The following is a 20,613-nucleotide window of genomic DNA, read 5'->3' on the forward strand; positions in this document are numbered from 1 at the left end:
GAAGAAAAATACGCCTGAAGTACATTTAAACTTCAGGCGTAAAAAATGTGGGTAGGAGGAATTTTATTTTTCTTACTTCTTGTATACAAAATATATTGCTTTTCGATTTGAAACCTTTTTTTGCTGTACATGTCCTGCTATAATAGATGGGTGATGAAGCAGGGGTTGTAAAGAATGTACTCTTATTGTAACCGCATTGCGTTCTTCTATAATTAGAAATTTTTGTGTAACGGAGGAGTTTTTTCATGGATAAGAAAATCGAAGTCCTATCAACGACGCGTATTAAATATTCGTCTGACTTGTATAAAATTGTTGATGGTTTGAATCGTACGTTAAAAGAGCAGGACCTCATGTTCGGATTAGCATTAGACGAAAAAGATAAAGAAACAGCTGTATTTACGATTTACAGAACGTAGTGATACAATGAAAAAGTGGATCTTTACAATCATTATCGTTATCGTTGCTAGTGGAATATATGGGGCATATGTTTATAATAAAGCGATGGAAAAGAAAATTCCAAAAGAGTCAAAGTCTGTAGAAATTGCGAAAGAAAAGGCAAAGCTTACAAAGGTAAATACTGTTGATTATTATAATGGAAAATCTTCATATACAGTCGTACAAGGTACAGATGAAAAAGGAGAACAACTTATCGTTTGGGTGCCTGATAAAAAAGGAAATGTCCTTGTGAAGAAAAAGAGCGAAGGTATTTCTAAAAAAGAAGTTTTGCAAAAATTGGCTGAACAAGCTACAGGAGAAGGTGCTGAGCCGAAGCCGAAACCAAAAGAAATTATAAAAGTAAAATTAGGTGCTCAAAACGATATTCCATTGTGGGAAATTACATATATTGATCAGGAAGATCGTTATACGTATTACTATTTAGAGTTTCAAAATGGGGTTTATGCTGGACACTACAGCATTGAAAAATAGATGTAGGGGGAACTACAAATGAAATTAGCAAAGCGAGTAGCTGCTTTAACACCATCTGCAACTTTAGAAATTACAGCAAAGGCACAAGCATTAAAAGCAGAAGGTCATGATGTAATTGGATTAGGAGCAGGAGAACCTGACTTTAATACGCCAAAACATATTATGGATGCTGCGCATAAAGCGATGTTAGAAGGACATACGAAATATACACCAACAGGTGGATTACAAGCGTTAAAACAAGAAATTGTGAAGAAGTTTACTCGTGATCAAGGAATTGCGTATGATCCATCTGAAATTATTGTATGTAATGGTGCCAAGCATGCATTATATACATTATTCCAAGTGTTACTTGATGAAGGAGATGAAGTTATCATCCCAACTCCTTATTGGGTAAGTTATCCTGAGCAAGTAAAGCTTGCTGGTGGTAAGCCAGTTTATGTAGAAGGTCTAGAAGGCAATGAGTACAAAATTACAGCAAAGCAGCTGCGTGAGGCAATTACAGAGAAAACGAAAGCTGTTATTATTAATTCACCGAGCAATCCAACAGGGATGATTTACAGCAAAGAAGAATTACAACAGCTTGGAGAAGTATGTTTAGAGCGTGATATCTTAATCGTTTCAGATGAGATTTATGAAAAATTAATTTATGGTGACGCGGAATATACTTCAATTGCCCAGCTTTCTAATGTATTAAAAGAACAAACACTTATTATTAATGGTGTATCTAAATCACATTCTATGACAGGTTGGCGTATTGGATATGCAGCAGGAAATAAGCAGCTTATTAAAGCGATGACGAACTTAGCGAGTCATAGTACGTCAAACCCTACTTCAATTGCTCAATACGGTGCAATTGCTGCATATGCAGGCTCACAAGAACCTGTAGAAACAATGCGTCAAGCGTTTGAAGAAAGATTGAACATTATTTATGATAAATTAATTCAAATTCCTGGTTTCACTTGTATTAAGCCACAAGGTGCTTTTTACTTATTCCCAAATGTAAAAGAAGCCGTAGCGTTAGCTGGGTATGATACAGTTGATGAGTGGGCAAAAGCATTATTAGAAGAAGAAAAGGTGGCTCTTGTTCCAGGTACAGGATTTGGTGCACCAAATAACGTTCGATTATCGTATGCGACATCTCTTGAGCAAGTTGAGAAAGCATTAGAACGAATTCATACGTTCATGAAAAGTAAAGTACAGGCTTAATCGTCTGTTTCTTGTAGTAAATGGCAAAAAACCTCCCTATATATAGGGAGGTTTTTTTGACGAATTGTGGCAAAAAGAAATGGCTAAAGGTGTGTTATACTAGAGAACGAGGTGTTTGGTGATGAAAAAGAAAATGATGTTACAATGGTTTGAACAGGGAAGCATAGCGATTCCTAAATTGCTTATGATGCATTATAAAAAGCTAGGTTTAAATGAGACGGAATTTATGGTAGTACTTCATGTACACACATTTTTAGAATCAGGTAATTCGTTCCCGACTCCTTCGGAGATTTCAGAACGGATGACGATAACAGAAATGAAATGCATGGAAGTGATTCAGACTTTAATCCAAAAAGGTTTTTTAGCACTAGAAGGTGGACGAAGATCTGAAGCGATGATGTGTGAAAGTTATTCTTTACAACCACTGTGGGAAAAAATATTGCACTTTTTAATGAATGAATCTATAGAGGAAGAGCAAAAAGAACAAAAACAAATTCAAGTAAATTTATATACAGTATTTGAAAAAGAATTCGGAAGACCACTTTCGCCATTTGAATGTGAAACATTAGGGATGTGGGAAGATCAAGATCAACACCATCCGAATTTAATTCAAGCGGCTCTTCGTGAAGCTGTTATGAGTGGTAAACTTAATTTCCGGTATATTGATCGTATTTTGTTTGAGTGGAAAAAGAACGGAATTAAAACGGTAGATCAAGCGCAAAATCAAGGCCAGAAATTTAGAGCGAATCAACAACGCACACAACAAACGACAAAACAAGAGACGAAATTTACTGGGAAAGTGCCTTTTTATAATTGGTTGGAGCAGTAGTGTAGGAGGAAAGATATGTTGAACAAAACGCAAATTCGTTATTGTTTAGATACAATGGCGGATATGTATCCAGAAGCGCATTGTGAATTAATTCATGATAATCCATTTGAACTTGTAATCGCAGTGGCATTATCTGCACAATGCACAGATGTACTTGTGAATAAGGTGACGAAAAACTTATTTCAAAAATATAAAACACCAGAAGATTATTTAAGTGTGTCTTTAGAAGAATTACAACAAGATATACGTTCCATTGGATTGTTTAGAAATAAGGCGAAAAATATTCAAAAATTGTGCCGGATGTTACTAGATGATTATAACGGGAAAGTTCCAGAAGACCGTGATGAGCTGACGAAATTACCAGGAGTAGGGAGAAAGACAGCGAATGTAGTTGTTTCGGTAGCATTTGGGATTCCAGCGATTGCTGTTGATACGCATGTAGAGAGAGTGAGTAAACGGTTAGCGATTTGTAGATGGAAAGATTCTGTGTTAGAAGTGGAAAAGACATTGATGAAGAAAATTCCAATGGATGAGTGGGGAGTTACACACCACCGTATGATTTTCTTCGGACGTTATTACTGTAAGGCGCAGCGACCACAATGTGAAGAGTGTCGATTACTAGAAATATGTCGTGAAGGAAAGAAACGAATGAAGGGGAAATAAAGGATGGAGCGAGTTATAGAAATACCGAAAGAGTTTCGGTGCGTACCATTTTTTAAAGAGAGTGCAAATTCGATTACGTATGACACAGACCAATCTTTTGAAGAAATAATACAAAATACTTACTTTATATTTGATATTGAAAGACAATATGAACCATGGAATGAAATTGAAACAAGTATTCCAGCGGTGTTAAATATATGGAAAAGCAAGCATGAAGAAATTGCTATACTATTTCGGAACAGAAAAAAACAAGAAGCTGAGGGTCCGATGATTCTTTTTGCAGCGCACTTTCTATCGGTTATATATTGGTTAAATGAGCAGCCTGTTCATAGTTTGAATGAGATGCAAGTAAATACGAATAAATTGGAAGTACAACCTGTTAACTTTATGGAGCGATATTCATTTATTATAAAGAAACCGAGTAATTACCATTCGTATATTCAATTAGTACAGTTGTATATCGAAATAGAAAAGCTATATGTAAAGAAAATGATAACAAAAAAGAAGTCGATTTCTCAATAAGAGAAACCGACTTCTTTTTTTGTTTATTAAGACTCTGTTGTAACAACATTTCCGTCCGCGTGAGGTGTATCTCCTCCGGTATTTTGTTGGTGTTGTTGCTCTTCAGCTTTTTTTCTAGCTTCTTCGTCAGCTTTTCTCTTAGCTTCTTCGTCGGCTTTTCTCTTAGCTTCTTCGTCAGCTTTCTTCTTAGCCTCTTCGTCAGCGGCTTTCTTTTGAGCTTCTTCTTGCTGTTTACGTTGTTGTTCTTGTTGCTGCTGTTGTTCTTGTTGTTTACGTTGTTGTTCTTGCTGTTGCTGCTGTTCTTGCTGTTTACGCTGATCTTCATCAGCTTTTTTCTTAGCTTCTTCTTGTTTTAGTTTATCTTCATTGGTCTTTTTCAGGGCTTCTTCGTCAGCTTTTTTCTTAGCTTCTTCGTCAGCTTTTTTCGCATCTGGAGTTCCGCCAGGCGCAGTGAAGGATGCACCAACTGCAGGACTTGTTCCAGTCCCCTTCTTCGCTACTACAGAGAAGCTATAAGTAACACCTGGCTTAATACCACCAAGAGTAGCTGTCGTACCGCTTACTGATAAGCTACCACTAGAACCGTCAGTAGCTTTATAGCTTGCTGCGTATGCATCAACATTTGATGATGGTCCAGACCAGTTCAGTGTCACTGTGCTAGCGCCATCGAAAGCGACATTAAGGCCACTAGGTGGATCTACTTTAATTTCTTTAACTGCATCTTTTTTCGCACCTTTTATGTACAATTCTTCATTTATTTCTTGTACAGAAGAAGGACGTTCGAAACGAGATTTATCTGTAGCGAATTTGCTCATCATTACTTGGAACATTTGTTGTGCAATTTTAGTATAACGATCGCTAATGTAATTTTCTGGACCATTCTTTTCGTAACCAGTCCACACAGCCATCGTATATTGTGGTGTATATCCAGCGAACCAGCTATCTCTGTTTGCATCAGCTGGGATGCCATATTTTTTTATATCTTTTGCATCAAAGTTTTGTGTTCCTGTTTTACCAGCAACGTCGAATCCAGAAACATATGCTGTTGGACCTGTACCGCCAGAACCAGGTTTTACTACGTCACGAAGAACGTCAGTGACCATGTAAGCTGTATAGTCGTGCATTGCGCGTTGTTCTTTCGGTTTAAAGCTTTTCTTTTTCCCATCTGGGAAGATGACTTCTTTAACGAAATGAGGTTTATTGTATACACCATCATTACCAAACGCTGCATATGCACCTGCTACTGCTAATGGAGAACTATCGTTACTACCAATTGCAGTAGATTCATGTACTCCATTTTCAAACGTCATGCCTAAACCTTCAGCAAACTCTTGTGACTTAGTAAGACCAACTGTTTGAGCTGTCTTTAAAGCCGGGATGTTTAATGACTTCTTCAATGCTTCACGAAGTGAAACGTCACCTTTAAAATTACCCGTAGCATTTTTAATCTTTGTGCCATTAGAGTAAGTGTAATCAGAGTCATTTAATTGATGATAAGTAGACCACTGAAGGTTTTCAATTGCAGGACCATAGTCGAAAATTGGTTTCATTGTTGAACCAACTTGGCGTTTTAAATCAACTGCCATATTATGACCTTTGAAAGTAGACTTACTTTCTTTACGACCAGCGCCGATTGCTCGAACTTCTCCAGACTGAGTATCCATAAATACGAATGATCCTTGGAATTGATCGTTTGGATACTTGATGAGATTCCCATCCATAATTTTTTCAGCGTAATCTTGAGCATCTTGATCAAGTGTTGTATGAATCGTTAAACCATCTGAACCGATATTTACATCAGGGTATTCTTTTTCAACTTCCTTTACAGCAGCATCTATAAATGCTTGATACTTCATTTCAGTCACTTCTGAAGATGGAAGAAGTCCTTGTGTTACAGGGATTTGCATCGCATCATTCATTTCTTGTTTCGTTATATACCCGTGTCGGTTCATTAATGTTAATACGATATTACGACGTTTTGTTGCTCTATCAACGTTATCTGGTTTTGTTGGATCATAAATGTTAGGACCTTGGGGTAAACCAGCGAGCATTGCAGCTTCGTGTAGTTGTATGTCTTTTAAATCCTTGCCGTAATATTTTTTGGCAGCTGTGGAAATACCATAAGAGCGATTACCTAAGTTAATCTTATTTAAGTACATTTCTAAAATTTCATGTTTTGAGTACTGTTGCTCTAACTTATAAGATAAGTACCATTCCTGCACTTTTCTTTTTGCAGTTTTGTCCATCGTTAGAAAATAGTTTTTAACTACTTGCTGTGTAATCGTACTACCACCTTGTGATCCAAAACCACCGGTGACATTTTCCATGACTGCCATTCCAGTACGTCTAAAATCAATTCCATTATGATCGTAGAAACGAGCATCCTCAGTCGCAAGGAATGCACTTTCAATTACTTTTGGAATTTGATCGTATGTAACATGGGTTCGTTTTTCAGCACCGTATTCATAGAAGAAATTCCCGTTTTTATCAAGGAATTTTGTTGATAAAGGATTGACTAGCTTTGATTTGTCTAGTTTTGGAGCGTCCTTTACCATAACAAAGAAAGCCGAAACGCCAGCTACGAGGCCGACGATACCAAGAAGTAGACAACCTATAAGGAATTTCTTGAAAAAGGAACCTTTTTTCTTAGGCTTTTCTTCTTTATGAGTTTCTTTCGTTTGATTTTTTACATGATTTCGTTCTGTACGAGAACGATAATTATCTGACATTATACTTTCTCCTACCTTTCATTCTCTCCCCCAAAAGTCGAAAAAAGAGCCTTAGTGATGACTCTATCACGAAAAATAAACCGTGTCTAGTACGCGGATATAATCAATTCGAGGGTGATAACCGCATGATAATAAAGACCCATGCTCTTCTATTTCTTGTTTTGTAATCGATTTACGTCCACCAGTATTTTGACGATTCCAAAATGCAATAATATGTTTTGCATCTAATAAATAAAATTCATCAAAAAGTGTAAATTTAATAATAACAAATGCAATTCCATTATGAGCGACTACTTGCTTCATATGTTCAATTTGATGAAGGTGGAAGTTTTGAAGTGGAAAACTGGTTTTATTTTTAGTTTCTTTCGCTTCAAAATCGATGTATTTCCCTTTGTATACACCGTTGTAATCTGTTGTAGAAGGTTGTTTGAAATACGCTTCTTTTACCACTGCAGCACTTCGAGCGGGGTAATCTACTTTTACAATTTGAAGAGGTGTAGGTTTTTTATGTACGCATGCAATATTATGGGTTAAGTAATATTGATTGGTGTCATTCAATTCCTCTTCAAGGGACATACCTCTATTACTGTAAGTATGTTTTTTTATTGGTGTTTTATGAGGTTGTGAAGCTTGATCGTACCTTTTTCCATTTGGGTAACGAATGGTCATATTTTGTCCACTCCCAACTTGATAAGATTTACTTACAAAGGTGATTATATCAAAAAATGAAAAAAGATGTGACCTTTTTCAAGAAAGGTATGGTGACTTACTCATGTTTCGATGGAATGATTACGAAAAAATTAAACAGACCCGTAATGATATTTTTTGTACAGAAGAGGAAAAAGCTATAGTTCTTAATATTAAGGAGAGCACGGATGTAGCTAACGTAGATAATATTTCACGTACACAATCTTACCAAGAATATTATTTGAGAAATAGAGAAATTAGATGGTCTTTTTTAGCAAGCATGGTTTCAAGGAATGGGGGATGGAACATGACAGATTTAGAAGGAGAATATTATTCTAATCTTTTATCTCAAACAGTTAAGAGACGATTATTTCTTTTGTATGAGAAAGCCAATTGGCTCATTTTTTTAGATGCATTTCCTCAACTATTACTGTATGAGGAAAGTAAAAAGAGATGTGCACCGCTCTTTCATTTGTTACAATTTTTCAACATATCAATTTTTATGGAAAAAGAATGGGTCGCGTTTTGGGAGAAAAAAGATATAAATAGGCTTATGACGGCACTTATTATTAATGAACAAAATAAAATTCAAAAACCAGTAATTGAGAATGCATACTTTCAAAAACATGTATTTGATACTGCACTATTCAAATTTCAAGAAATATTTCACGTTAGTGCAGTTATTTTTCCAATGGTGGAAGGGGGAATGTATGGATTTTCAGTTTATCAATTTGAAACGTTGCAAAAACGTATAGAACTGGGGAAGCAATTAGCTTGGTTATTATTTCATTCAAAGTATAAGGCTTCTTTTTATAAATTTGCAGTGCAAACTAGGCATACAGGATCTAGGATGGATTATGAATGTAATATAAGGGGAATTAGAAAATCATGTACGCCGGCTCTTCGGGATGTGTATTCTATTGTCACTCATGAAAAATTAATTGAAAAAGATTGGTTTAGTGACGGGTTGGAAATAGATTCATTATTTTTACTTGAAAAACCTAAGGGGGAAATTAATATAACAGAATGGTATAGAAAGAAGAGGGAGCAAATACATACTCTTTCTATATTAAGTAGTTTTGTTAAAAGAATAGATGAGTTCATGATATAATAAAGAAGTCCCGCCTTCTTAAATGAAGGCGGGACTTCTTTATTAAAAGTAATATGCTCTACAACAAGTTACTTTCTAATCGACTATTTGCCGGCAGTACGACTTTAACTTCAACACTTATCGAAAGCGAAGAGGTAAGGTAGACTAGAAAATAGTTGTTTGTAAAAGCCACTTTGATTAAAGTGTCATTTTATCAAGCTATTTGCGGACAGTAAAACTCCCACCTCAAAATTTGGCTGGAGCAAAGAAGGTAGGTGGAAGCCCTGCTGCCCGTAAACACCCGATTGGTGCGGGCTAATAATCAGTGGGGGATGAACAAAACCCCACTGATTAAAGTTTCACTTTATGTAGCGGGGAAATTTGGACCATCAAGCTTTGGATTCCCAGTCTCAGGTTTGTTTTGTTGTTTGTTTTGCTTTTTCTTTTTTTCGTTTTTATTTTTTGCCATCGTAATACACCTCCTTTTTGTATTGTTACCATTTCTAAAAATGGCATACTAAATGATTTCTTTGACGAATATCAACTAGTTTTGTCATGTGAGAAGGAGTAATTAATCAATCGGCGAAATTACATGACAAAGGAAAGGCAAAGAAGGGGGCGTTTTAAATATGGCGATGGTTCAGAAGGAAGATGTTATGAAAAAAATGGATCAAATGTTAAGTTCTCTCGATTTGCTGGAAATGAAGATTGGGATTAGAATGAATCATGCATTGAAGGATAAAGGTGAAAAAATATGCAATAAGATAGAAATAACAGAAATGCATATAGAACATATGGAAAATAAATTAGTGCATCACGAAGAAAAAGGGAGCTGGGTAAAGACATTTCAAAACGTCGTAGTGAGTGCATAATAAGGTGGGAACAAAATGGGACATGAAGCATTAATCCAGTCTTCGGAGAAGTTAATGCAGTATAATGATGAAGCGAATGTGAAAAAAAGAGAGATGGCTGAATATGATTTTTATAAGGATATGAAGCCATTTGTTGATATTGTAGATGCTGAGTTAGAGATGTGGAAAGAATTAGCTTATAGGTGGATAAAGGAAGAAAGACCTAAGTATATACATGTACAACAAATTGATCAAGTGTATGATAATTTACAAACTAATGTGCTACAATGTTTTGTTAATAAGGGAAAAGGTAAACGTTTCTTTGAAACTCATCAAGCTATTTCGTATACTTTGCAAAATATCGTAGATCAATGTAAATAACAAGAGGGAAAACCCTCTTGTTTTTTTATGCCTCGGTCACTGTTGTAGGTTTTGTTGCACCGTTTATTTCTAATTCACGTATTAATGTTCGGTAATCTGATATGCATATTTTTCCTTCAAGATAACAATGTCTTGCAAAGTCTAACAGTTCATTCGAATTTTCTGTGTAATACCCCTTTTTTTGAGAAAACGCTTGTTTTAAATCCCCTAATACCATGTTGATTCCTCCCCCATGAGAATCTTCTTCCTTATTATCATAGCATGGAAGGGTTTACTTTCTAATTTTTTTAAAAATTTAAACTTCCGACAAAAACAGACAGGTAATCCGTCACACATTTTATTTTATAGGTACATATTCTATATGTAGAAACTTATGCCAAGGAGGAGAGAATGCATGTTTCAACAACCTAATGTATATCAGCAAGCAAATCCATATGCACAGCAAAATATGTACCAATATAATGAGGATACATATTTACGATATAATATGTATCCTTTCGAGCCTCATTATGGAAACCAAAATTATTATCAACCATTTGAAGTGTCTTTTGGGAATCAACCGCAGCAAGCGCATATGAATCAACCGCAACAAGCATATACGAATCAACAACAGCAAGCGCATATGAATCAACCGCAACAAGCATATACGAATCAACCACAGCAAGCGCATATGAATCAGTCGCAACAAGCGTATACGAATCAACCGCAGCAACCGCACATGGATCAGTCGCAACAACCGCATATGAATCAGCCGCAGCAAATGTATACGAATCAACCACAGCAAGCGTATATGAATTCACAAAACTACATGTCGCCAGCTCAATATGTAAATCAACAAGCTATGTTTTATCCACCAAAACAACCATATCCAACGATGAATAAACAAAAGCAACAGCAACAGCAACCAAGTCAGTTTTCTAGTTTTGTTTCACAATTTAAATCATCAGATGGTAACTACGATGTAAATAAAATGATGAACACAGCTGGACAAATGATGAACGCGATGAATCAAGTAACAGGGATTGTTAAGCAAGTCGGGGGATTTTTTGGTAAATAATAGTAGGGGGTTGTCTATAATAGGTATTACGTATGAATTTGGATACTAGACAAATTTCCATGAAATAAATGGGTATATATAACAAGCGGCTTTACCCCCTCGCTCATATTGTAAAGTGTAGTCAGATTTTTTTAATGAGAGAGGAGAGAAAAAACTATGCATCATTGTCATCCTTGCTTTGGAGGGCATAAGCCTGTAGGACCTATTTGTACGACAGCTCCTGTCATTCATCCAACAAAACAATGCGTAACACATTCTTTTTCAACAACGGTGGTGCCACACATTTTTCCAACCCATACAACGCATGTTCATCATCAACAAATTAAAAATCAAAGCTTCTTCCCACAAACAAACTCGAACGTAAACGTTGTAGATCCTGGGGATCCAGGATTCGGCGGAGGATGTGGACCATGCGGTCATGGCCATCATCACCATGGGCATCAAATATCACCATTTGGACCAGGACCGAATGTATCACCATTTGGACCAAATATCGGACCAAACGTTGGTGGAATGTTTAAAAAGTAAATGATATGTTAGAACTAGCGAAATGCTAGTTCTTTTTTTGTAATTGGAGTGTTGATATGAAGGTTGTTGCTGTAACAGGATATAAGCCGTTTGAACTTGGAATATTTAAAAATGATCATCCAGGAGTAGAGTGTATAAAAAAGGCGCTGCGTCGTAAATTAACTGTTTTTGTAGAAGAAGGCTTGGAATGGGTTATTATTAGCGGCCAGTTAGGAGTAGAGCTATGGGCTGCTGAAGTTGTTTTTGAAATTCAAGTAGAATATCCAGATTTAAAATTAGCGGTATTTACTCCTTTTTTAGAACAAGAAGAAAATTGGAAGGAAGATAACCGTGAATATTACGAATTTATTCTTTCGCAAGCAGATCACATTGATAGTATTACGAAACGGAAGTACGAAAGCCCAGAGCAATTTAAATTAAAGAATCAGTTTTTTATTGAAAAAAGCGATGCACTTTTAGCTGTATATGATGAAGAAAAGTCTGGGAGCCCTAAATATATTGTAGAAGCAGCTAAGAAAAAAGGAGAAATAGAAAATTATCACAGTTATTTTATTCTTTTTTCTGATTTACAAGATATAATGGAAGAGGAACAGTGGAATAATGCAGAGTAATATGTAATATAGTACTCGTATATTTGATTGACAAAAGGCATTGTTTCTGAAAAAATTTAGTTAATGAAAGCTTTGGCAAAAATTAGAGGTGAAGAAAATGATTTCGGATAAAATTAAATTAACAGCGAAAGATATTTTAGAAAAAGAATTTAAAACAGGTATGAGAGGTTATCAACAAGAAGAAGTAGATAAGTTTCTTGATATGATTATTAAAGATTATGAAGCTTTTCATAAGGAATTTGATCAATTAAAACAACAAAACGTTCGTTTGAAACGTGAATTAGAAGAGCAGAAAGTAGCGGCAACACAAGTTCCGCAACAACCGGTACAAACGCCAGTTGCACAACCAGTGTATAACAATACGAATACGGATATTTTAAAACGTCTATCTAATTTAGAAAAAGCTGTATTTGGAAGTAAGTTATACGAATAAATTAAGGTAACAAAAAGGTTAAAGTATTTTACATAGAAAAAAACATTGCAAAATCTTTTTGTTTCCACTATACTAATGTTTGTCATAACGTTTGGGTAATCGCTGCAACGCCAACGTTGTAGAGGAAAGTCCATGCTCGCACGGCCTGAGATGGCTGTAGTGTTCGTGCCTAGCCAAGTCATAAGCTAGGGTATTCTGGCTGCAAGGCTGGTTTAACGGCAGGGAAAAAACCTAAGTCCTTTCGGATATGGTTTGACTACCTTTAAAGTGCCACAGTGACGAAGTCCTTGAAGAAATGATAGGAGTGGAACGAGGTAAACCCCACGAGCGAGAAACCCAAATAATGGTAGGGGAATCTTTTCCAAGGAAATGAACGACGGAAAAGGACAGGTTTTCGTAACCTGTAGATAGATGATTACCACCGGAGTACGAGGCGTGGGCCGTTTGCAGTACAAAGGAACAGAACATGGCTTACAGAACGTTATGAACCAACTATGAAATAACTCAGCTCTCCTTTGTTAGAGGAGGGCTTTTTATTTGTATGAAGTTATAAGTTGTGAGTTAAAATGGTAAATGAGAATATTCTTCGTAATATGTGATAATTAATAGGAAAACATGTTATTAATTATTGTTTGATTATACATAAGAGGTGAATGCAAATGGGAAAAGTTACTTTAATTGCAACAGCGGCAATGGGTATTGAAGCGTTAGTTGCCCGAGAAGTTCGCGATCTTGGTTATGAATGTGAAGTGGAAAACGGAAAGGTAACGTTTGAAGCGGATGAAAAAGCGATTTGTCGTACGAATTTATGGTTACGTACTGCAGACCGTGTGAAAATTAAAGTCGGCGAATTTAAAGCAACAACATTCGATGAGTTATTTGAAAAAACAAAAGCGTTAAACTGGGGAGATTATATTCCAGAGAACGGAGAATTTCCCGTTATTGGGAAATCTTTGAAATCAACATTATTTAGCGTTTCAGACTGCCAACGTATCGTTAAAAAGGCTGTTGTTGAGAAATTAAAAACAACGTATAGACGCACAACTTGGTTTGAAGAAGATGGACCGTTATTCCGTATTGAAATTGCAATGCTCAAGGATATTGCGACGTTAACAATCGATGCGAGTGGTGTAGGTCTTCATAAACGTGGATACCGTCTTGAGCAAGGTGAAGCGCCTTTAAAAGAAACATTAGCTGCGTCTTTAATTAAGTTAACAAACTGGAAGGCGGATCGTCCTTTCGTTGATCCTTTCTGTGGATCTGGTACAATTCCAATTGAAGCTGCATTAATTGGACAAAATATCGCACCAGGATTTAACCGAGGCTTTGCATCGGATGAATGGGGCTGGGTTGGTAAACAAAATTGGCGCGAAGCTCGTCAAGAAGCTGAAGATTTAGCTAATTATAATCAACCATTGCAAATCATTGGATCAGATATCGATCACCGTATGATAAGAGTTGCCCAAGATAACGCAGAAGAAGTTGGATTAGGGGATCTTATATCATTTAAACAAATGCAAGTAAAAGATTTCACGACAAAAGAGGAATATGGCTATGTTGTAACGAATCCTCCATACGGAGAACGTTTAAGTGAAAGAGCGCTTGTTGAAAAATTATATAAAGAAATGGGAGAGGTATTCCGCCCATTAGATACGTGGTCAATGTATTTATTAACAAGTTATGAAGCATTTGAGAAATGTTATGGGAAAGATGCATCGAAAAAGCGTAAACTGTTTAACGGATTTATCCGTACAGATTACTATCAATACTTCGGAAAGCGTCCACCGCGTAATTCATAGTATAAAACTCCTCCAGCACGCATATACTGGCTATTATGTAATGCGTAAAGGAGGAAGTGATATGGATAGTTTCCAATTCTCGATGATTCAAAAAGCTATTCACCGTACGTATGATGAGCTCGGAAAAGAAGTGGATAGTCAAGGTGCAATTGTAGAGGGAATACAAAAAGCGCAGGAAGAATATTTGTCAGCTCTTTCACATGAAACAGCGATTGATAAACGTTATTTAAGGTCATTAATATAGAAAAAAATTTTCCTTTTTCGAAAGGAAAATTTTTTTTCGTGTATTTCTATGTATTGTAACAGGGGAAAGTGGCTGCACACATGTGAGTAGCAGTTGCTATATCTTTTTATAGAAAAACTGTTTGGTTGGAGGCTAAGGATGTTTACTGAGAATAGGTTACCATTTGAAGTAGGAAAACAAGATAATTTTTATGATAAGTTGAATGAGTGGATTGGAGATGTGTTTTACGACATTCTTCCGGAAAAAGGTTTTGAAGAGCGTGATGAACAGATTTTTATGGCGTTTCAGTTAGAGCGCGCTTTCCAAGAGAAGAAAGTTATGTTTGCAGAAGCAGGTGTAGGAACAGGGAAAACAATTGTATATCTTCTATATGCAATTTGTTATGCACGTTATACAGGGAAGCCGGCTATTATCGCTTGTGCAGATGAAACGTTAATTGAGCAGCTTGTGAAAGAAGAAGGAGACATTGCTAAGTTATCTGAAGCATTAGGGCTATCTGTTGATGTTAGACTTGCGAAGTCAATGGATAATTATTTATGTTTACGTAAACTTGAAGATGTTATGAGTGGACGAGCTCCAGAAGTAATTGAAGATGTATATTACGAATTACCTCAGTTCGTATTCGATCATGGTACGATGCAGAACTTTACTCACTATGGTGATCGAAAAGAATTTCCACTGTTAAATGACGAGGAATGGTCAAAGGTAAACTGGGATTACTTCCAAGATTGCTTCACTTGTGATTCTCGTCATCGTTGTGGTCAAACTCTTTCGCGCGAGCATTATCGTAAAGCGGCAGATTTAATCATTTGTTCTCAAGATTTCTATATGGATCATATTTGGACGTACGAAGCTCGCAAACGTGAAGGACAAATTCCGTTATTACCAGAAAGTAGCTGCGTTGTATTCGATGAAGGGCATCTTGTAGAATATGCAGCTCAAAAAGCTTTAACGTACCGTTTAAAACAAACGATGATGGAGCAACTTTTAACGAGATTATTACAAAATGATATTCGTGAAGAGTTCGCACATTTAGTAGAAGAAACAATTTGGCAAACTGAACAATTCTTTGGGGTACTACAAGAGAATAAAAAGGAAATTGAAGGTTCTGATCGTTTAGAAATTACTGTGACAGAAAAGGTAACTGCAGAAGCGAAAAGACTTTATGCGAAAATCGGTGAAGTCGGTGATGCATTAGTATTTGAAAGTGAAATGCATACAGTAAACACATACGATTTAAATATTGTTGATGAGCATTTAGATGTGTTAGAGCATTCACTTCGTCTTTTCATGCACGAGAAAAATGTAATTACGTGGGGTGAAGAAGGCGATGGTGCTTTCACGTTAGTTATTATGCCGCGTGCAGTTGAAGAAGTGTTACAAGAAAAAGTATTCTCGAAGAAGATTCCATATATTTTCTCTTCTGCGACATTATCTGACAATGATTCGTTCGCATTTACTGCAAATAGTCTAGGGGTAAAAGATTACTTATCATTCTCAGTTGCTTCGCCGTTTGATTATGAAGAGCAAATGACAGTAAACTTACTTCCGTATACGAAAGAAAATGAATGGGAAAGAAAGTGTCAATATACACTTGAAAATATACAAAAAACAAATGGACGTACACTCGTATTATTCCGTACAACGCAAGAACTTGCAGCGTTTAAAGAATATGTAAGTAAAGAGCAAATGTCAGTGCCGTTCCTATATGAAGGAGATCAAGAAATTAGTCAGCTCGTTTCTCGTTTCCAAAATGAAGAAGAGACTGTACTTTGTGCCGTTCATTTATGGGAAGGTTTAGACATTCCAGGTTCATCATTATCACATGTTATTATTTGGTCATTACCATTCCCTCCAAACGATCCTGTGTTTGAGGCGAAGCGTAAACATGTGAATGATCCATTCTGGGACGTAGATGTGCCTTATATGATTTTACGTCTTCGCCAAGGAATTGGACGTTTAATTCGTACAAGTGAAGATAAAGGTGCTATATCATTATTCTTATCAGATAATGAAGATGAAAAAGTGATAGAAGCAGTGAAGAAAGTACTTCCGGTAGAAGGAAAAGTACTTTAAGCGAAAAAATGTTGTAGGGAAAAGTTTGGCATTTGCCAAGCTTTTTTTCTATTAGAAAAGGAATTTATGTTTCAGTGTCGAAATAAGTTTGAGGTAGAAAAAGGAGGTTTTTTATACTATGACAGTTGCTACATATGAAGTGGAAAAACAATTTTTAACATATGTGAAGAAGATAGAGAATTACGGAGAGGCATTAAGCTTAATGTTTTGGGATTTAAGAACAGGTGCACCAAAGCAAGGAGTAGACCAGCGTTCAGAAGTAATTGGAATGCTTTCATCCGAAGTGTTTGCGATGTCGACTTCAGATGAGATGGGGAACTATTTAACTGAACTAGAATCTTTAATTATTGAAAATAAACTTTCTGAAACGACAAAGAAAATGGTTGAAGAGTGTCGTAAAGAATATGATAGAAATAAGAAAATTCCACAAGCGGAATATGAAGCGTATGTGAAATTAGAAGCGAAAGCGGAAAGTGTATGGGAAGAAGCTCGCGAAAAATCTGACTTCGAAATGTTCCGTCCGTATTTAGAAAAAATTGTTGAATTCAAAAAGAAGTTTATTACATATTGGGGTTACGAAACGTACAAATATAACACGCTATTAGACATGTATGAGCCGGGAATCACAGTAGAAGTGTTAGATCATGTATTTGGTCAACTACGTGAACGTATCGTTCCGCTTGTGAAAGAAATTTCTGAGTCTAAAAAAGAGTTGAAAACAAATGCTTTAGCTGAACATTTTTCAAAAGAAAAACAAAAGAATTTTACTTTAGAGTTATTAAAACAATTGAACTATAACTTTGAAGCGGGTCGTCTTGATGAAACGGTACATCCTTTTGAAATTACATTAAATAGAGGGGATGTTCGTATTACGACTCGTTACGACGAGAAAGACTTCCGTATGGCTGTTTTCGGCACGATTCATGAATGTGGTCATGCTGTATATGAACAAAATATTGCAGAGAAATTTGAAGGTACACCGCTATGTAGTGGAACTTCTATGGGTATTCATGAGTCACAATCATTATTCTTTGAGAACTTTATCGGTCGTAATAAATCATTCTGGAAGAAAAATTATGATTTATTAAAAGAGTATAGCGATGGTCAATTCAATGATATATCAGTAGATGAGTTTTATGATGCGATTAACGAATCGAAGCCATCGTTTATTCGTATAGAAGCAGATGAGCTTACATATCCGCTTCACGTCATGGTTCGTTATGAACTTGAGAAAGAATTATTTGATGGTACATTACAAGTGAAGGATTTGCCATCGGCTTGGAATGATAAGATGGAAGCATATTTAGGAATTCGTCCGGAAAACGATGCACAAGGTGTATTGCAAGATGTTCACTGGGCTGGTGGTTCATTTGGATACTTCCCATCCTATGCGCTTGGTTATATGTATGCAGCGCAATTTAAACATAGGATGCTAAAGGATATTCCAAACTTTGATGCATTATTAGAAGAAGGAAACGTGACACCAATTCGTGAATGGTTAACAGAGAATATTCACCAATATGGCAAAACGAAAAAACCACTTGAAATTTTAAAAGATGTGACAGGTGAGGGTTTAAATGCAAACTACTTAGCTGATTATTTAGAAGCTAAATATAAAGAGATTTATGAGTTATAAAACAGGAGCTGCTTAATTGCAGCTTTTTTTTATGAGGGGGTGAGAGAAATGGGCTATATGTTTACAGTAATGTCGCAAGCGGAAGCAGAAGAAATTGCATACAACTGGCATTATGAAGGGGAGTATTCCTTTTATGATATAGAGGCAGATGAAGAAGATTTAGCTGAGTTTTTAGAGGATGAGAGTAGAGGGAATCATACATTTTCTGTGAAGGAAAATGGTACTCTCATTGGTTTCTTTAGTTTTAGTAACATAAATAATCAAACAGTTGATATAGGACTTGGAATGAGACCTGATATAACAGGCAATGGATTAGGTTTACAGTTCGTAAAAGCTGGATTAGATTTTAGTAAAGAAAAATACGGATGCAATTATATAACACTATCAGTAGCGACATTTAATGAAAGAGCGATTAAAGTGTATAAAAGAGCAGGATTCGAAGCTGTTGGAACGTTTATACAGAAAACAAATGGTAGTTGTTTTGAGTTTTTGAAAATGAATTATATATGTGAAAATGATTAAAAAACAGAGGAGAGCTTCTGTTTTTTTATTTTGATGTAGAAATAAATGATGTTTGTTTTTGTACTTGTTGTAATTAGAAGTTTTGAAATTTTGGAAGAGGATGTGTATGATTGAAGTTTAGTAGCAAATAGCAAGTTTAGTAAGGAGAGGTAGTATGATTATAATTAAAACGAAAAATGAAATAGATTTGATGCATGAATCGGGGAAGTTACTAGCTTCTTGTCATAGAGAAATTGCAAAAATGATGAAACCAGGTATCACTACACAAGAAATTGATACGTTTGTTGAAGCATATTTAGAAGAGCATGGTGCCAGATCCGAACAGAAAGGGTATAACGATTATCCATACGCAATATGTGCATCTGTGAACAATGAAATGTGTCATGGGTTTCCAACAGATGTTCCCTTAAGTGAAGGAGATATTGTGACAATTGACATGGTAGTAAACTTAAATGGTGCGCTTTCGGATTCTGCATGGACGTATATAGTTGGAGATATTTCTGATGAAGCAAAAAGGTTATTGTTAGTAGCAGAGAGTGCTTTATATAAAGGGATTGAGCAAGCAATAAGTGGTAACCATGTTGGAGATATTGGATACGCAATTGAAAGTTATGTAGCCTCTGAAGGGTTTTCTGTTGCAAGAGACTTTACGGGACACGGAATTGGTAAAGAAATTCATGAGGAACCAGCAATTTTTCATTTTGGTAAGCCAAGGCAAGGACCAGAATTACAAGAAGGAATGGTAATTACAATTGAACCTATTGTAAATGCCGGTATGCGATATTCTAAAGTAGATTTAAACGGATGGACTGCACGGACGATGGATGGGAAATTATCTGCACAGTATGAGCATACAATTGCGATTACGAAGGATGGTCCTATCATATTAACGACGTTGTAATATGAAATGTGAAAGTTTGAAAAACTCGAACAAAAATGGTATTTTCATAAAATTCGTACGTGTTTTTTCGATAAATGCTTTTCAAAGTGAAAAAAGTGCGTTATAATCCTTCTATAAATAAATAAGTTAGCTACACTCATATAATCGCGGGGATATGGCCTGCAAGTTTCTACCGAAGTACCGTAAATACTTTGACTATGAGTGAGGACGAATATATTTGCTTGTTTAGCATTCTTTTTTGCGAAACTCCAAAAGCACGTCTCTCACTTGTAACGAGTGGTGGCGGCTTTTGGAGTTTTTTATTTGCATAAGAGGAGGAACTAACATGAAAGTATTACAAGAAAAGATTTTGAACGAAGGAAAGGTTTTATCTGGTGATGTATTAAAGGTAGATGCATTTTTAAATCATCAAATTGATCCAGTACTTATGCAAGAAATCGGAAAAGAATTTGCTAAGCGTTTTAAAGAAGAGAACATTACAAAAATCGTGACGATTGAATCTTCAGGCATTGCGCCAGCGGTTATGGCTGCTTTAGAGCTTGGTGTAAAAGTAGTTTTTGCAAGAAAGCGTAAATCGTTAACGTTACAAGATAATATGTATGTTGCAAACGTATATTCATTTACAAAACAAGAAACGAACGAGATTTCATTATCTCGAAATCATATTGATGAAAATGATCATGTATTAATTATTGATGACTTTTTAGCAAATGGTCAGGCTGCTTTAGGTTTAATGAGTTTAGTAGAGCAAGCCGGGGCAAGTATTGCGGGAATTGGCATTGTTATTGAAAAAGCATTTCAAGATGGAGGAAAGAAGCTGCGTGAACAGGGTGTTCGTGTTGAATCACTAGCAGAAATTGCATCACTTGATAACGGCACAGTTACATTTGTACAGCAAGAAACTGCGGGGGTGAACTAACG

The 20,613-nt window shown here is 36.0% G+C and carries 24 protein-coding genes, 1 other RNA gene and 1 riboswitch; of the genes, 21 read left to right on the forward strand and 4 right to left on the reverse strand.

The annotated features are described in order from the left end of the window. Positions 1 to 245 precede the first annotated feature (245 nt). The 6 genes from I6L50_RS14055 to I6L50_RS14080 all read left to right on the forward strand — a co-directional run bounded on the left by I6L50_RS14055 (position 246) and on the right by I6L50_RS14080 (position 4,147). Positions 246 to 416, forward strand: a complete 171-nt coding sequence (locus tag I6L50_RS14055) for a YpmA family protein (RefSeq protein ID WP_002086589.1) — start codon at positions 246 to 248, stop codon at positions 414 to 416. 7 nt (positions 417 to 423) lie between these two features. After that, the gene (locus tag I6L50_RS14060) at positions 424 to 927 is read left to right on the forward strand and encodes a cell wall elongation regulator TseB-like domain-containing protein (RefSeq protein WP_219301828.1); all 504 of its coding nucleotides are present in this window, start codon (positions 424 to 426) and stop codon (positions 925 to 927) included. A gap of 18 nt (positions 928 to 945) precedes the next feature. Then, entirely contained in the window at positions 946 to 2,133 is a 1,188-nt protein-coding gene (gene aspB, locus I6L50_RS14065; protein ID WP_219301829.1) for an aspartate transaminase AspB, read from the forward strand. A gap of 121 nt (positions 2,134 to 2,254) precedes the next feature. After that, positions 2,255 to 2,962: a DNA replication protein DnaD gene (dnaD, locus tag I6L50_RS14070; RefSeq protein ID WP_000728546.1), complete on the forward strand. Its 708-nt coding sequence runs from the start codon at positions 2,255 to 2,257 to the stop codon at positions 2,960 to 2,962. Positions 2,963 to 2,977: 15 nt separating this feature from the next. Continuing rightward, positions 2,978 to 3,625, forward strand: a complete 648-nt coding sequence (gene nth, locus I6L50_RS14075) for an endonuclease III (protein ID WP_002030794.1) — start codon at positions 2,978 to 2,980, stop codon at positions 3,623 to 3,625. A 3-nt stretch (positions 3,626 to 3,628) separates the two neighbouring features. After that, positions 3,629 to 4,147, forward strand: coding sequence for a YpoC family protein (locus I6L50_RS14080; protein WP_219301830.1), 519 nt, complete (start codon positions 3,629 to 3,631; stop codon positions 4,145 to 4,147). 26 nt (positions 4,148 to 4,173) lie between these two features. On the opposite strand, the gene I6L50_RS14085 is transcribed toward I6L50_RS14080, so the two are convergent. Next, positions 4,174 to 6,876, reverse strand: coding sequence for a penicillin-binding protein 1A (locus I6L50_RS14085; RefSeq protein WP_219301831.1), 2,703 nt, complete (start codon positions 6,874 to 6,876; stop codon positions 4,174 to 4,176). A 66-nt stretch (positions 6,877 to 6,942) separates the two neighbouring features. Further along, a complete protein-coding gene (gene recU, locus I6L50_RS14090; RefSeq protein ID WP_002030800.1) occupies positions 6,943 to 7,545 on the reverse strand; it encodes a Holliday junction resolvase RecU in 603 nt (200 codons plus the stop codon). Between the two features lie 103 nt (positions 7,546 to 7,648). Here recU and I6L50_RS14095 point away from each other — a divergent pair, with 103 nt between their 5' ends. Next, positions 7,649 to 8,674: a DUF2515 domain-containing protein gene (locus I6L50_RS14095; protein ID WP_219301832.1), complete on the forward strand. Its 1,026-nt coding sequence runs from the start codon at positions 7,649 to 7,651 to the stop codon at positions 8,672 to 8,674. 343 nt (positions 8,675 to 9,017) lie between these two features. On the opposite strand, the gene I6L50_RS35670 is transcribed toward I6L50_RS14095, so the two are convergent. Then, positions 9,018 to 9,164, reverse strand: coding sequence for a phage portal protein (locus I6L50_RS35670; protein WP_306475192.1), 147 nt, complete (start codon positions 9,162 to 9,164; stop codon positions 9,018 to 9,020). Positions 9,165 to 9,282: 118 nt separating this feature from the next. Between I6L50_RS35670 and I6L50_RS14100 the strand changes: the two genes are divergently transcribed. Together I6L50_RS14100 and I6L50_RS14105 are read left to right on the forward strand one after the other, a co-directional pair. After that, on the forward strand, positions 9,283 to 9,525 hold the full coding sequence (locus I6L50_RS14100) for a hypothetical protein (protein ID WP_002011865.1): 243 nt from the start codon (positions 9,283 to 9,285) through the stop codon (positions 9,523 to 9,525). Positions 9,526 to 9,540: 15 nt separating this feature from the next. Next, positions 9,541 to 9,885, forward strand: coding sequence for a YppE family protein (locus I6L50_RS14105; protein ID WP_002011864.1), 345 nt, complete (start codon positions 9,541 to 9,543; stop codon positions 9,883 to 9,885). Positions 9,886 to 9,910: 25 nt separating this feature from the next. Here the strand turns inward: I6L50_RS14105 and I6L50_RS14110 are convergent, their stop codons facing one another. Next, entirely contained in the window at positions 9,911 to 10,102 is a 192-nt protein-coding gene (locus I6L50_RS14110) for a YppF family protein (RefSeq protein WP_012260642.1), read from the reverse strand. 177 nt (positions 10,103 to 10,279) lie between these two features. Here I6L50_RS14110 and I6L50_RS14115 point away from each other — a divergent pair, with 177 nt between their 5' ends. The 12 genes from I6L50_RS14115 (at position 10,280) to I6L50_RS14170 (ending at position 20,611) form a co-directional block, all read left to right on the forward strand. Continuing rightward, positions 10,280 to 10,942, forward strand: coding sequence for a YppG family protein (locus I6L50_RS14115; protein WP_219301833.1), 663 nt, complete (start codon positions 10,280 to 10,282; stop codon positions 10,940 to 10,942). A gap of 156 nt (positions 10,943 to 11,098) precedes the next feature. After that, complete coding sequence (locus I6L50_RS14120) at positions 11,099 to 11,470, forward strand: CotD family spore coat protein (protein WP_219301834.1); 372 nt, start codon at positions 11,099 to 11,101, stop codon at positions 11,468 to 11,470. Positions 11,471 to 11,526: 56 nt separating this feature from the next. Beyond that, on the forward strand, positions 11,527 to 12,081 hold the full coding sequence (locus I6L50_RS14125) for an SLOG family protein (RefSeq protein WP_002011870.1): 555 nt from the start codon (positions 11,527 to 11,529) through the stop codon (positions 12,079 to 12,081). A gap of 97 nt (positions 12,082 to 12,178) precedes the next feature. Next, positions 12,179 to 12,514: a cell division regulator GpsB gene (gene gpsB / locus I6L50_RS14130; protein WP_000622428.1), complete on the forward strand. Its 336-nt coding sequence runs from the start codon at positions 12,179 to 12,181 to the stop codon at positions 12,512 to 12,514. Positions 12,515 to 12,601: 87 nt separating this feature from the next. Further along, positions 12,602 to 12,993: RNase P RNA component class B (rnpB, locus tag I6L50_RS14135), an RNA gene on the forward strand. Between the two features lie 180 nt (positions 12,994 to 13,173). Beyond that, on the forward strand, positions 13,174 to 14,313 hold the full coding sequence (locus tag I6L50_RS14140) for a THUMP domain-containing class I SAM-dependent RNA methyltransferase (RefSeq protein WP_002011868.1): 1,140 nt from the start codon (positions 13,174 to 13,176) through the stop codon (positions 14,311 to 14,313). Between the two features lie 61 nt (positions 14,314 to 14,374). Beyond that, the gene (locus I6L50_RS14145) at positions 14,375 to 14,557 is read left to right on the forward strand and encodes a DUF3921 family protein (protein WP_113937070.1); all 183 of its coding nucleotides are present in this window, start codon (positions 14,375 to 14,377) and stop codon (positions 14,555 to 14,557) included. A 138-nt stretch (positions 14,558 to 14,695) separates the two neighbouring features. After that, positions 14,696 to 16,633 (forward strand): ATP-dependent DNA helicase, encoded by a 1,938-nt coding sequence (locus tag I6L50_RS14150; RefSeq protein ID WP_002011942.1) that lies wholly within the window; start codon positions 14,696 to 14,698, stop codon positions 16,631 to 16,633. A 118-nt stretch (positions 16,634 to 16,751) separates the two neighbouring features. Further along, positions 16,752 to 18,269 (forward strand): carboxypeptidase, encoded by a 1,518-nt coding sequence (ypwA, locus tag I6L50_RS14155; protein ID WP_113937071.1) that lies wholly within the window; start codon positions 16,752 to 16,754, stop codon positions 18,267 to 18,269. A 48-nt stretch (positions 18,270 to 18,317) separates the two neighbouring features. Continuing rightward, entirely contained in the window at positions 18,318 to 18,791 is a 474-nt protein-coding gene (locus I6L50_RS14160) for a GNAT family N-acetyltransferase (protein WP_113937072.1), read from the forward strand. Between the two features lie 154 nt (positions 18,792 to 18,945). Continuing rightward, entirely contained in the window at positions 18,946 to 19,692 is a 747-nt protein-coding gene (locus tag I6L50_RS14165) for a type I methionyl aminopeptidase (protein ID WP_016101466.1), read from the forward strand. A gap of 116 nt (positions 19,693 to 19,808) precedes the next feature. Continuing rightward, positions 19,809 to 19,910: riboswitch (purine riboswitch) on the forward strand. A gap of 107 nt (positions 19,911 to 20,017) precedes the next feature. Beyond that, a complete protein-coding gene (locus tag I6L50_RS14170) occupies positions 20,018 to 20,611 on the forward strand; it encodes a xanthine phosphoribosyltransferase (protein ID WP_219301835.1) in 594 nt (197 codons plus the stop codon). Positions 20,612 to 20,613 lie beyond the last annotated feature (2 nt).

The organism is Bacillus sp. FDAARGOS_1420, from assembly GCF_019344915.1.
Taxonomy (GTDB): domain Bacteria; phylum Bacillota; class Bacilli; order Bacillales; family Bacillaceae_G; genus Bacillus_A; species Bacillus_A mycoides.